This is a genomic window from Neobacillus sp. B4I6 (genome assembly GCF_050434045.1).
In the GTDB taxonomy this organism is placed as follows: domain Bacteria; phylum Bacillota; class Bacilli; order Bacillales; family Cytobacillaceae; genus Neobacillus.
In genome coordinates, this window is record NZ_JBNPWB010000002.1 from 4981358 (window position 1) to 4994991 (window position 13634).

The window sequence follows — 13634 nt, forward strand, 5'->3', positions numbered from 1 at the left end:
AACAATCCTCCATTCCTTTTCATTCTATTGTATCAGAATCATTAGACCGTTTCATTAAAGTGCCTTCTGCAATTTATTCAAAAAAAATAGGCGAGCATATGAGCTCGCCTAAGCAGAAGTAGAAAATGAGGTCAGGATATGTATGAAAAAACGCTCTTCCTAAAAAGAGCGTGCTTTAAATTAAAATTCGATGAGACCCAGGCTAACCTGCAAGGCTTCATCCACTTTTTCCATCATTTCGTCATCGAGATGGGTGATTTTATCGGTTAACCGCTGCTTATCAATTGTACGAATTTGCTCTAACAGAATGACCGAGTCTCGTTCAAATCCGTAGCGCTTCGCATCAATTTCTACATGAGTAGGAAGCTTGGCTTTTTGAATTTGAGCTGTAATCGCTGCAACAATCACTGTGGGACTAAACCGATTCCCGATGTCGTTTTGGATGACAAGTACAGGTCGGACGCCGCCTTGTTCAGAACCAACAACTGGGGATAGGTCCGCGAAATAAACGTCACCACGTTTGACTATCAAAGGATTATCCTCCGCTTACAAGACGTTCAACTGTGTGTTCTGCCTCATATTCTGCTAAAAATGCTTCTGATGCAATTCTAAGATTTATCTTTGCCATTTCCATGTATCCACGTCTCATCGACTCGCGAATTTGTCTCTTTTTTCGTTCGCGTAAATACATTTTTGTTGCTTGGTAGATAAACTCGCTGCGGTTTACATTTTCTTGTTTAACAAAACCATCTAATTCCGTTAAAAGATGTTGCGGTAACTTCACTAAGATTTCCGTAGTTGCGCCTGACTCAGCCACAAACATACACCTCCACCATCACTACACACCATTTTTATCTAACCAGAATTCCTTCTGACGCATAAATTCAACACACTACATGAGTCGACCCAAAGTCTGTTTCATACAGTGAGTTTCACTTATCTATCTGTACCATATACAATAATAACACTTATCGAACTTATTGCATAGACTATTTATAATACTACTGTATTATAAGCCAATAAAACACTCTTTTATGCACAAATTACCGCAATATCATAAATATGACTGGAAATCTTCATTTAGCCCATTAATCTTCAAGAAGGTAATTTTTTAAATCGACAATTTTCCCACCCTTTTTATAAAGGCGCGGAACTCGATTTGCAATGATACATGGAACTTCATAATTAATTGTGTCAAGCTTTTGGGCGATTTCATTAACGGAAATAAACTGATCCTCGTCCCCGCCGATTAATGTTACGGTGGTCCCAATTGGAACATGATATGGGAGACGAATCATACATTGATCCATACAGATTCGACCGACAATCGGCAACCTCGTTCCCTTAACAAGCACCTCTTGGCCTTGCAGTTTGCGAATCCAGCCGTCTGCATAACCAATCGGAATGGTCCCAATCCACTCTTCTTCACCGGTTTCATACGTTGCCCCATAGCTCACTTTTTCGCCCTTTTGCAACTTCTTTACATGGACAAGTCGTGACCTGAGTGAAAATGCTTCCCGGAGCGGAAAAGGAATTTCACTTTCCATTTCAAGTGAAGGTGTCAGGCCATACATTGCAATGCCAATCCGAACGGCATTAAAATAAGCGCTAGGATATCTTAGTGCAGCAGCACTATTGCTTGAGTGGATATACTTCGGTTGTTCTTTTAGCCCATTGGCCATACTGTCAAATAACGCTAATTGCTGACGAAAATAGGTTTCATCCAGTTCATCAGCCGTAGCAAAGTGTGTATAAATCCCTTCCAATATAAATTGGTCATTTTCGGAGATGATTTGTTCGATTGCAGTTAACTCTAGTAAGCTGCGAACACCAATCCTCCCCATCCCTGTATCTACTTTGATATGAAAAGAAATTCGATCTTCTGTCTTAAGATGTTTTATGGCATCTTGCAGCCATTCCTTCTGGAAAACGGTAAGGGTAATATTAAATTTCGCTGCCACTTGAACATCTTCAGGACGTGCAGCACCCAAGACAAGAATAGGAGCAGTAATTCCTTTCTTTCTTAAGGCTATCGCTTCATCCATAAAAGCAACTGCTAAATAGGCTGCACCTGCTTCAAGGGCTGTTTCTGCCACTTGAATATCCCCGTGGCCATATGCATTTGCTTTGACAACTGCGATCATATTCACGTCTTGAGGCAAATGATTTTTGACGGAGGCTACATTGGCAAGAATACAATCTAAATCTATTTCCGCCCATGTATCTCTATAAAAAAAACCTTGCTCTTCCATGTTTCCACTTCCTAATAGCTTTAATTAAATATCATTCCATTTTATCACAAAAATTATCATACTGCTGTTTACTTTCATTTACAAATAAAAACAGGCCCTGTAAAGAGCCTGCTAGTATCAATATTTATTTTACTGCTTCACCTTGGACAGATGCTGCAACTTCAATCATTTCTTCCTTCGTTAGGTTTTTCGATGCAATCATGTAATCCACACCATTATGCGACCAAGAGAGGGAGTGTTCCGAAACTGCTCCGATCGTCATACCTAAGTCGACAATATCACCTTCAATATAGGTTGGATTCGCAGACGCTGTTTTTGCTGTTACCTTTTCCTGGACAAGCGTGAACGATTTTTTGCCATCATAGGTGAGGACAACCCTCTTGCCATCTTCTAGCGCCACTTCTTTTTCCTCAATCAATTTTGTCCCTTTAAGTTCTGTAGTTGGATACATAACGGTAAAGGCATCATCGCCGCCATCTGCCATAGCAGGCAAATTAAGCTGCGCACGTGTCATGTTTTTCTTCATATCGAAATCATCCTTGTCAAAGCTGGCATTAAATTTCACTTTGGAAAACTCAACAGTTACAAGGGCATTTCGATCCGGATCCATTACTTTTACCACAGCAGGTGATAAATCACTTTTATTCAATTTGATTTCTTGGAATGGCAGCATTGTATTGTTTTGATAGCGGGTCTTCGTTTCGAATACATAATATTCTTTAGTGGTGGAGAATTTTGCACTTTTATCGGCAACAATATCCTTAATCAGCGATTCATACAAGTAGGCCTGGCTGCTATTTTGCGGCCAATCGCTTTGGAAGCGGAAGCTCTTATTTAGAGCAGGTGTAAGAACAAATACCCCTTCGTTATTCCTTAATATCATTTGACTTTGGTCTTTTTGAGCATTTTTCAAATTCACGCGATAAAAGGTAGGATCTTTATGCCAAATTTCAACCTTATAAATTTGTGAATCAGATCCCATTTTCAACGTCATTTTTGCATTCACCTTATAGCCACTTAAGTCATCTAGTTTTCCCGTTAGCTCTTTTACCACATCACCTTGTGATTTAGAACCGCAGGCCGCTAGTACAAAAATGACCATGAGCCCCGTGATTAGCAGCAATAACTTTTTCCTCATTCCTTCAACCCCTTCTTGTCTCATTTCATATGATTATAGAGAAGAGAAAGGCAGGGGTCAGGCAATGGAGTTTGCTTTCCAAAATGACCATAGCTGACCTTGTCTCTCCTGTTTCCCTATGAATATATGAGACAACCTAAAGGAATATGATAAGGAGTTGCCAAGCTATTTATTTTTACAAAAATTTATATGCTCTAAATTTCTTCAATAATTACATGCGCAACGGCGTAATCTCTACTATGTGAAATAGATAAATGAGCATGCCTCTCTGGCTTTGCAAAAAAGGGTTTTCCGGATCTATCATTTTCTATTTCAATATCTAAAAATGACAGTTCTTCTCCAATACCTGTGCCATTCGCTTTAGAATACGCTTCTTTCGCTGCAAAGCGCCCTGCTAAAAATTCTACTTTTCTGACAGCCGATAAACCTTCAAATTTTAGCCGCTCATTCGGAGTTAACACGCGGTCCACAAACTTCTTTTGTCGATTGAGGATGTCCTCAATCCTTGAAAGTTCAATAATATCGATCCCAATCCCTTTAATCATCGTTCATCTTCCTTCTATTTAATATACAATGAGCATAAGTAATAGTGTACGAGGACGGAAATTAGATTATTTATAGTTAATGTGAAACTCAGGAGGTTTTTATCATGTTTACGAGAACGGAAAGTTTTCGCGATTTTATCCGCCTTTATCCGATTGTTTCTATTATTATTACCATTCATGTAGGATTATATCTTTTAACGAGTATAACCATCTTTCCTAACTCTTGGTTCTTTGAAAATTTTTCTGGAGTTAATCTTTATATTAAGGAAGGGGAATATTGGCGGCTGATTACACCGACCTTTATTCATAGTGGTTTTTCGCACATGCTGTTTAATAGCTTTTCACTTGTGTTATTTGGACCGGCACTGGAGCGCATGCTTGGAAGCGGCAGATTTTTATTTGTCTATCTGCTGTCAGGTTTTATTGCAAATGTCGCCACACTGCTGCTCCAGCCGCTCACCTATACCCACGTTGGCTCAAGTGGAGCGATATTTGGTTTGTTTGGTTATTACCTGGCGGTTATTATGTTTCGAAAACATATGCTTTCCAAGCAAAACTCGCAAATAATCCTTACTCTTTGTGTTGTCAGTCTTATTATGACATTCTTACAGCCAAATATTAATATTACCGCCCATCTTTTTGGATTACTTGGTGGTTTTTTAATGGGGGCGATTCCTTATTTTAATAAAAAAGATTTATCCGATTCGATTCGAGGCACCGCGAACTGGGCCAGCAGTAAGAAAAGCAGCATCTCCTATCAATCTCCATTGAAAGTGATCATTTGGGCGTCGATTATTATCATTGCTATTCTCGGATTACTAGCACAATAAGAAAAGCGCAAGCGCCCTGTTCAGCGGCGTATGGCCTGGAGCGCTCCAACTGAGATAAAGGAAACACGAAGAGCCGAAGGTGATTCGATGTTGACTTATCGTAGGGCGGAGAGCGAAGGACACTAGCCGCTAGGGCGCTGGAGCTGGACAATTTTCAAAGTCGAAATTTATACTTTCTTAATTTGAAATAACAGGGATTTGCAGTCGAAACTACCTTTCACTGCAAATCCTTTTTTCTTTGCCGCTAGAATACCAATCATAAATTTTCTTTAGATCGCCCTTTTCCATATCAACAAGAGTGCCGCCTGCATCACCGACGCCCGATTTCACAAAGGCTTCGAATGTTCCCAATTCTTGTTTCTGCTGAAAATAACTTTCTCTTATTTCCAAGCTTTGAATCTTATTTTTCTTCATTATAACCGTCGTTCGAATCATCATTAACGTCCGGTATCTTAGCGTTAGCTGCTGTTCAGCAAGTGTCCAGCCAGCTGCCTTATATTTTAAAACAGCCACAAACGTTATCGCACCAAGCAGAATGATGGAAAGAAGGCCCCAAGTCTTCAAAAATATCAGGGACACAATCACGATCGGAATAGCAATGTACCAGTGCCTGAATATATAGCGCCACATCGACCGTTTCGGTAGTAGGGTAAAGGTGGTCGGGACAAGATAATCTGTAATGGCCGGTTCAAGGATGGAAGCGATCTGATCTAGCTTGACGATCGGCAAAAGGGTCACTTTAGAACCTTCATGATTGGCCGATGACCCGCCAGCACTTTCCGCATATACGGTCGCATAACCGAGGGTTGTCTGACCATATTTTCACTGATGCGAATCGCTTGGATCCGCTTCAACGGAATTGTTATTTGTCTTCTCTCCAACAAACCCTGAGTAATAACTAAATCATTGTCTTTTTTGATCACAGTAAAATTAGCATACTTTAGCATCGTACCAATGAGCGCGATTACCCATGCCAGGAAAAATCCAATAACCACAAGGATAATAAGCAGGATCAGACTAGGGGCCGTCCATTTTTCAATACCGCTGGCTAATCTTCGAAAGGGAATCAGGTCATCCACTTGACTTAATAACGCAAGGACAGCAGAGATGACCACCCCAACACCACCTGAGGTTAGGGAAAGTATCAATAATTGTCCGGTGGAAATTTTATAAACAGATTGACCCTCAGGTAGATCTTTTCCTTCGATTGCCCCGTTCCCTTTAGCTGCTGCCGTAAATTCCTGGATTACCAGAGCCTCCTCTTTCGATATCCCAGAAAGGACGGCTTCCGCTTCTTCTGCTCCCATTCCGCCAGCTGTTTCAATTTGGAGTTTTACCAACCCGAACAATCGTTGTAAAATACCTTCGGAAAGATCGATACTTTGAATTCGCTCATATGGAATGTATCTTTTCTTTCGAATGAAAATCCCATCTTTAATCCGGAGTTCATCCTGTTCCAATTGGTATGTATACCGTAACCATGAGAGGAGACTGCTGATAAAAATAATAATAATCGCTATTAAGGACACACCCAAGGCGAAGAGTAACGGGCGGCCACTATCACGAGTAACCGAAAATGTAAAAGCAGCAATTGGAAAAATAAAGTTTTTTATTCTTTTACCCATATATCCCAAAATTGCTATGGGATGAAGTCGTTTTGGTTTAGACATCATCTTCAGCAACCCTTGCTAGTTTCGATATATTGAGCCTTAATTGTTCTGCTTCTGTTTCTTCTAAAGCAGGAATTTGATGGGCTGTGGCCGCCGTATGAACAATCACCGAGGCTAATTTGTACTTCCTTAGGATAGGTCCTTGGATGGTATCTACATGCTGGACGCGAACCATTGGAATTAAGGTACGACTTCGGATAAAGAAACCCTCCTGCAGCTCTATTTCTTCCTCCCGAACTTCATATCTCCACCATTTCCATCTGAGTGTAGGAAATAGAAAAATATGTAAAAATGTAAAAATAACTCCTAATATAATAAGGGTAAGCGAAATCCAGAAGGGACCATCGAAAATATCTAATAGTAAAACAATAACAGCTGTGATCGACCATTCTATGACAACCTTGATTACTGCAGAGATTCTCCATACCTTTAAGGCCTTTTCCGAAAGTCGATTTTGCGGTTCAACCATTCATCTCTCCCCCTACTTCACAATCTCAAAATCAGTTTAAGTATACATGGTTGGGGAGTACGGCACTACTACTTATTCGATAATAAAACTGGACTGGTCGATCCACGTAACTCCTTCCCACTCTTGCAAATCCTTTACCAGCTGAAAAAGCGCCGCATCTTTTTTCTTCGCTTCAATCATACAGTGGATCTCTGGAACCGTTCCCTTAACTTGATTTAGAAATCGAAGAAACATTTGCGGGTCAATTGTGTCCGCATGGGCTCTAAAATCCTTTTCGGAGCGCGGACTGGATATATGTATCTTTATTGGCAGAGGAGACTGTGCCCAGGTCACAACAATCCGCTCCCAATCAGCAGTCCAGTCTTCCTCTTCATGATTAGCAAGATGATGATGATAATCAAACACCATCGGCAGACCCAACTTTTCACAAAGGTATAGTGTCTCCTTCATTGTAAATGTCGTATCATCATTTTCGAGCATAATCATTTTTTGGATTGAAGGGGAAACATAGGCCCAATTATGAATAAAGTATTCCAGGGCTTTCTCCTTATCGTTATACCCTCCACCGACATGAAGTACACAACGGTGTTCCGTATCAATTTCCATTCCTTTTAGGAGTCTTTCATGCATTGAAAGCGTCTTTAAGGAATTAATCAAAATATCCTTATTCGGTGAATTAAGCACCACAAAATGATCTGGATGGAAGTCAATCCTTGAAGGGTGCTCTTTTATATAATAGGCTAGTTTTTTGAGTGGTTCTTTCAATGGTTTGATGTAGTCCCAGTCAAGTAATTCCTCATGATTAGCCAGGGGAATGACCCGCGAACTTAGCCTGAAAAAATGAATTTGGTTACCCTCATTGTGCTTTAATAACCGCAAGCAATTTTCTAAGTTCGATATAGCGATTCTCTCTAATTTCCGAATCGCTGCGTCCCGGTCTTTTATTTTTTCAAATTGAGCAAATGTCATCGTTTGTGAGGGGGAAGCATTCTGAAGCTCCACACTCATTGCAACATATCCAAGTTTTACAATCGTCATAAAATCACCCCAACTAGAATGCGTTTATGTTTACTGTTCCCCTTTTGGTCAAATAAAAAAAGCATGAACGATATCGTCCATGCTTTTGTATTTTAGTGGTTAAAAGTTCTTGGCTTTGATGTTGACTTACCGCCACCGCCAGTTCTTTTTTCACCACTGCGTGGCTTTGTTGGTGCTTTTTTTCTGTTACGGTCCCCGCCGTATGAACCTGAACCTCTAGAATCATCTCTTCTTCTACGGTCACGATCTTGGGGTTTTCTTTCTCGTCTTTGTGGAAGCTGTTCTTCTGTCAGCTTAACCGGTGTTGTATCCGGTTCTTTTGTTAACATTTTCAACACAGCTGCGACAACAGTTGCTGCATCATTTTCTTCCAACAATTCTTGAGCTGCTGCCTTATAATAATGTAAGTTGTTCGATTCAATCGTTGCAACGATCTTTTCTACAACTGCTTTTTGTTGACCTTCTAAAGCTTCATCAAGCGTAGGAGCTTTCATTTTTTCCATCTTGCTTCTAGTAGTTCTTTCCACGACAGCAAGATATGATTTTTCACGTGGTGTAATAAATGTTAAAGCTACACCCTTTTTACCGGCACGACCTGTACGTCCAATACGGTGAACGTAGCTCTCAGGATCTTGAGGGATATCAAAATTGTATACGTGAGTTACTCCGGAGATATCAAGTCCCCTTGCTGCTACGTCTGTTGCTACAAGCACGTCAATTGTTCCTTCTTTAAATTTACGAAGAACTGACATACGCTTTGCCTGAGTTAAATCGCCGTGAATACCTTCTGCCGTATAACCTCTTAAAGTTAATGCCTCCGATAATTCATCGACACGGCGCTTTGTACGACCAAAAACAATCGCTAGTTCAGGGGATTGAATATCAAGAAGTCTTGTTAATACATCAAACTTATTTCTTTCCACTACTTCAAGGTAATACTGTTCAATTGAAGGAACGGTCATTTCTTTCGTTTTGACACGAATAATTTGCGGATCCTTCATGAACTTTTCTGCCATTCTTTGAATTGGCCCTGGCATGGTTGCAGAGAAAAGTAATGTTTGACGTTCTGCTGGTGTTGAAGCAAGAATCGATTCAATATCTTCAATGAATCCCATGTTTAACATTTCATCTGCTTCATCAAGAATCACTGTGTTTACTGTTTCGAGGCGCATCGTTTTTCTGTTGATATGATCTAATACACGGCCTGGAGTACCCACAATGATATGTGGTGCTTTCTTTAATGAGCGAATCTGACGGCTGATATCCTGCCCGCCATATATTGGCAATACGCGAACTCTTTTGCCTGAACCAAGTTTATATAGTTCTTCTGATACTTGAATCGCAAGTTCACGAGTTGGCGCAATAATGATACCTTGGATTGCATCCGCACTAATATCGACTTTTTCAATCAATGGAATCCCAAATGCAGCTGTTTTACCAGTTCCTGTTTGAGCTTGCCCGATCAAATCAATACCTTTTAGCCCCAATGGAATAGTTTCTGACTGAATTGGTGTTGCCTCCTCAAAACCCATTTTGAGGACGGATTGTAACGTGGCCTGACTTAGACCTAATTCTTCAAACTTTGTCAATGTTTTCATTCTCCTTCATCTATGTGAAAATATTTTTTAAGTGCTGAATATTTTCGCCTGATACTCAGAAAAGCGGAAGCGCCTGCTCTTAGAGGCGAAAAGCGCTTGAGGGCCCAAGTGAAGTCCTATTTTGAATTAATAAAAATGCTATAGGTTATCTTTCATCTTTGATCAAGTAGGTTTAAAGTTCATCACGGATAAAATAAATTTTAATTTTATCACATGATGGCAGTGGATTTTTATACTTCATCTTAGGCAGGACCGAAACGGCTCGGTTCCCTTGGCGCTTGAGCGGACACGCATCAAAATGCCGTAAATAGGTAACATCTTTATTTTACCAAAAAAAAACATGCTCCCTCAAGGAGTATGCCCTTTAATAATCGTTCTTTAGACACGTTGATGAATATCATACCACTGTTGCTAGTATTTTGCAATAAAGACAAGTTTGTTACAGGTTCAAACCGATCCTATTACTTCATCAAATTGTCCAATACTCGATAAGAAGGGCAACTTCTCCACACAAGGGGGGTCTCAGTTATTTTTCTTTTATCAAGCTTAAATCATTCATTAATTCGTCAGTTTTAATTTCTTTTATTTTTTTTGCAAAGCCGTTACGATTTCCTCTAATTTCATACCTCTTGATGCTTTAACAAGGATTAAAGTATTTTTATTTACATGCCGCTTTAATTCTTGAATAAGTGGTGCTTTTTCTGTAAAAGCAAACACTCTTTCTTCTCCCAAAACAGTTCGGGCTGAGTTTGCAATATGCCCCCCTAAGTTTCCATAGGTAAACAGAAGATCGACTTTATCACGGTTTAAAGCAGTTCCAATTTGCTGATGATACTGTTCTTGCTGTGGGCCAAGCTCTAACATGTCCCCTAAGATAAGGATTTTTCGATCATACCCCTTAAGATTGGAAACTAATTCGATCGCCGCCATCATGGAAGTGGGACTTGCATTATAAGCATCGTTAATTATTTTTTCGCCTTGATCCCCTTCTACTAACTCCATACGCATATTCGTTAACTTTATACTAGCTAACCCCTCATTCATTTTTTCGAAAGGGATTGAAAAATAGTTAGCAATCAACATCGAGGCAAGTGCATTTAAAATATTATGCGTTCCTAATACTGGAAGTTCGAATGTAGTCTTTGAAGCGTTGATGTTGAAACGATTCCCATTCTCTAACTGAGTAATATCGGTTGGATATAGATTATTTGTTTCATTTCTGCCGAATGTTTTAACCTGTACATTAACTTTATGTTGTTGAATTCGTTCCATCAGCAGTGGTTCATCGCCATGGAGGACAGCAAGTCCCCCTTCTTTTAACCCTTGGAGAATTTCAAGTTTCGCTTCCGCGATTCCCTCCCTTGAACCGAGGTCGAGAAGATGTGATTCACCAATATTGGTAATCACTACAGCATCCGGGCAGGCAAGCTTCGTTAGGAATTCAATTTCACCCCTGCCGCTCATTCCCATTTCAAGGACGGCAATTTCAGTGTCTTCGTGTAATCCTAAAACCGTTAATGGAAGACCAATATGATTATTATAATTTCCTTCTGTCTTTTGAACCTTATAATTTGTGGCAAGAATGCCGGCAGTCATATCCTTTGTCGTCGTTTTCCCATTACTTCCAGTGATACCGACCACTTTTACGTCTAATTGCTGCCGGTAGTTTCTTGCTAATTCCTGTAAGGCCACGAGGCAATTATCGACAATCAAAATAGGTAAATGGGTAGGCGGGTTCGGGACATCCTTTTGCCAAAGGGCCGCAGCTGCACCTTTACTGATGGATTCTTCGACATATTTATGTCCGTCTGAAACCTCTCCTTTAAAAGGAATAAACAGGTTACCATTTTCAATCTTACGGGAATCAATGGAAACACCCGTGATTATCGTTTCAGCAAACGTACTCATATCATTTAGAGCAGAAACCATTTCAGCAATCTGTTTTAACGATCGTTTTATCATTGATATCCTCCTTTTTCTAAAATAATCTTGGGACTCCGCTAATCGGATATTCCGCTTTATTAAATAAAAACTGACACGGCAGCTACAGCCGTGTCTCCGTTTTTTAGAAAGTAAACTTTATCTGTTGTTTCTCTGCATGTCTTTCTTTCGCAAGACTTACAAGCCGCTCAATCAATTGTGGATACTCTAAGCCTGTGTGCTTCCACAAGAGCGGGAACATACTAAATGGGGTGAAGCCTGGCATTGTATTTACCTCATTAATTAGCGCTCTTCCATCTTTTGTTAAGAAGAAATCGGCACGGACCAAACCAGAACAATCTAAAGATTTAAAAGCTTGGATTGCCATTTGTTTAATTTGTTGTGATTCTTCGTCTGTTATGTCAGCAGGGATGATCAGCGCTGTATCCCCGCTCTCATATTTCGCTTTATAATCATAGAAATCCTTTTTCGGTACAATTTCACCTGCAACCGAACATTCAGGCTCATCATTCCCAAGAACCGCCACCTCGATTTCACGAGCAACGACGCCTTCTTCAATGATGACTTTGCGGTCAAATTGAAAAGCTTCGGCAAAAGCGGTTTCTAATTCCGCACGATTTGTACATTTACTGATTCCGACACTGGAACCAAGGTTTGCGGGCTTTACAAAGCAAGGATAGCCAAGTTCTGTTTCGACCTTGCTATAAGCCTCTGCTTTTGCTTTCTCCCATTCACTTTTAATAAAGGCAACATAGTTTACTTGAGCAAGCCCTGCCTGTGCAAATACATTTTTCATCATAACCTTATCCATTCCTGCTGCTGAAGCTAGCACTCCATTGCCGACGTATGGCAGGTTTAATAGTTCTAATAATCCTTGTACGGTTCCATCTTCCCCGTTTGGTCCGTGGAGCAACGGAAAGATGACATCAAGTGTTTCCTGCTTCTCAGCTTGGAAAAGTGCGGGTGCGAGCGATAAAGGCGATAATTGATTCCCCTCTGCAAATTCAAGCGCCTTCACGTTTTCAACCGGTTCACTTAACTGCGGTCCTTTAATCCATTTTCCTTCTGTATTTATGTAAATAGGATGAATTTCAAATTTTTCAAGGTCTAACGCTCGAATGACAGCCAGTGCTGTCTGCAGAGACACCTGGTGTTCGGCTGATTTTCCTCCATATAATAAACCTAATTTTGTTTTCATACGAAAACCTCCATTTTCTCATTCACGGTTATATTTTAACACTTATTTTAAAAAGAAAGGAAATGTAGTCCACCAATTTTTTATATGTTTTTTCCTACTGAATATTTTATGATGGCCATAGCTTGCTTAAAAACTAGAGCTGGTTAAATTGTCAATTTTCTTATTCTCGTTTATCCTAATATTTCATGTATAATTATTTTAAAACGCTAATCTGGAGGCACATAATGACGGGTTCACTTTTATCCATATTATTATTAGGCTTTTTGCTGGGAATTAAGCATGCAATCGAGCCTGATCATGTTATTGCAGTTTCAACCATCGCAAGCGAATCAAAAAATTTAAAGCGCTCAATCTTTGCCGGTGTCTACTGGGGTATCGGGCACACGGCTACTCTTTTCATTGTCGGAATGTTTTTGATTGTAGCCAAAAACACAATCACAGATACGGTCGCCCTGAGTCTTGAGTTTATTGTGGGAATTATGCTAGTTAGTCTCGGCTTAAATAGTATTGTAGCGTTTCTGAAACATCGCCATCATCACCCACACACCGACGGTAGCCAGACCATTGAAAAAAAAGGCCGTACCCATTATAAATCCTTTTTCATCGGGCTCATTCACGGGCTTGCCGGCAGTGCAGCAATGGTTCTACTTACAATGAGTACCGTTTCGACCGCGTGGCAAGGTGCTTTATACATACTTATTTTCGGTTGCGGCACCGTTGTTGGTATGCTCAGCTTTTCAACTGTTATTGGTATCCCCTTTGTTTTGACATCCGGTAAACAGTTGAATAGGTATTTGAATCATCTCGCGGGCATTATCAGCATATTATTCGGAATTTATTATATGTATAACTTAGGCGTGAACGAAGGATTATTTAACCTATGGTTTTCATAAGAAAAGCGAAAGCACCATAAAAAACAGTCCCACCCATATGGAGTGGGACTTTTTTATCAAGC

14 protein-coding genes are annotated in these 13634 nt (G+C 40.2%); 2 read left to right on the forward strand and 12 right to left on the reverse strand.

Going from position 1 to position 13634, the window contains the following annotated elements; translation table 11 throughout:
- Positions 1-180: 180 nt before the first annotated feature.
- From ndoA to acpS, 5 genes are all read right to left on the reverse strand, one after another.
- Positions 181-531, reverse strand: a complete 351-nt coding sequence (gene ndoA, locus QF028_RS26730; protein WP_007083556.1) for a type II toxin-antitoxin system endoribonuclease NdoA — start codon at positions 529-531, stop codon at positions 181-183.
- A 4-nt stretch (positions 532-535) separates the two neighbouring features.
- Entirely contained in the window at positions 536-817 is a 282-nt protein-coding gene (locus tag QF028_RS26735; protein WP_066097189.1) for a CopG family ribbon-helix-helix protein, read from the reverse strand.
- Positions 818-1088: 271 nt separating this feature from the next.
- Entirely contained in the window at positions 1089-2252 is a 1164-nt protein-coding gene (gene alr, locus QF028_RS26740; protein ID WP_429470408.1) for an alanine racemase, read from the reverse strand.
- A gap of 124 nt (positions 2253-2376) precedes the next feature.
- Positions 2377-3390, reverse strand: coding sequence for a LolA family protein (locus QF028_RS26745; protein ID WP_429470410.1), 1014 nt, complete (start codon positions 3388-3390; stop codon positions 2377-2379).
- A gap of 194 nt (positions 3391-3584) precedes the next feature.
- Complete coding sequence (gene acpS / locus QF028_RS26750; protein WP_215006442.1) at positions 3585-3935, reverse strand: holo-ACP synthase; 351 nt, start codon at positions 3933-3935, stop codon at positions 3585-3587.
- A gap of 104 nt (positions 3936-4039) precedes the next feature.
- Here acpS and QF028_RS26755 point away from each other — a divergent pair, with 104 nt between their 5' ends.
- A complete protein-coding gene (locus QF028_RS26755; protein WP_429470412.1) occupies positions 4040-4765 on the forward strand; it encodes a rhomboid family intramembrane serine protease in 726 nt (241 codons plus the stop codon).
- 210 nt (positions 4766-4975) lie between these two features.
- Here the strand turns inward: QF028_RS26755 and QF028_RS26760 are convergent, their stop codons facing one another.
- The 7 genes from QF028_RS26760 to QF028_RS26790 form a co-directional block, all read right to left on the reverse strand.
- Entirely contained in the window at positions 4976-5503 is a 528-nt protein-coding gene (locus QF028_RS26760) for a PH domain-containing protein (RefSeq protein WP_429470414.1), read from the reverse strand.
- On the reverse strand, positions 5500-6438 hold the full coding sequence (locus tag QF028_RS26765) for a PH domain-containing protein (protein WP_429470416.1): 939 nt from the start codon (positions 6436-6438) through the stop codon (positions 5500-5502). Before QF028_RS26765 ends, QF028_RS26760 begins: the two co-directional genes overlap by 4 nt.
- Positions 6428-6904, reverse strand: a complete 477-nt coding sequence (locus QF028_RS26770; protein WP_429470418.1) for a PH domain-containing protein — start codon at positions 6902-6904, stop codon at positions 6428-6430. The genes QF028_RS26765 and QF028_RS26770 overlap by 11 nt, the downstream gene beginning before the upstream one ends.
- 72 nt (positions 6905-6976) lie before the next feature.
- On the reverse strand, positions 6977-7942 hold the full coding sequence (gene uvsE, locus QF028_RS26775) for a UV DNA damage repair endonuclease UvsE (protein WP_429470420.1): 966 nt from the start codon (positions 7940-7942) through the stop codon (positions 6977-6979).
- 92 nt (positions 7943-8034) lie between these two features.
- Positions 8035-9531 (reverse strand): DEAD/DEAH box helicase, encoded by a 1497-nt coding sequence (locus tag QF028_RS26780; protein WP_410889069.1) that lies wholly within the window; start codon positions 9529-9531, stop codon positions 8035-8037.
- A 591-nt stretch (positions 9532-10122) separates the two neighbouring features.
- A complete protein-coding gene (locus QF028_RS26785; RefSeq protein WP_429470423.1) occupies positions 10123-11502 on the reverse strand; it encodes a UDP-N-acetylmuramoyl-tripeptide--D-alanyl-D-alanine ligase in 1380 nt (459 codons plus the stop codon).
- A gap of 103 nt (positions 11503-11605) precedes the next feature.
- A complete protein-coding gene (locus tag QF028_RS26790; protein ID WP_369449230.1) occupies positions 11606-12679 on the reverse strand; it encodes a D-alanine--D-alanine ligase in 1074 nt (357 codons plus the stop codon).
- A 224-nt stretch (positions 12680-12903) separates the two neighbouring features.
- Here QF028_RS26790 and QF028_RS26795 point away from each other — a divergent pair, with 224 nt between their 5' ends.
- On the forward strand, positions 12904-13572 hold the full coding sequence (locus QF028_RS26795) for a sulfite exporter TauE/SafE family protein (protein WP_429470425.1): 669 nt from the start codon (positions 12904-12906) through the stop codon (positions 13570-13572).
- Positions 13573-13634: the final 62 nt, after the last annotated feature.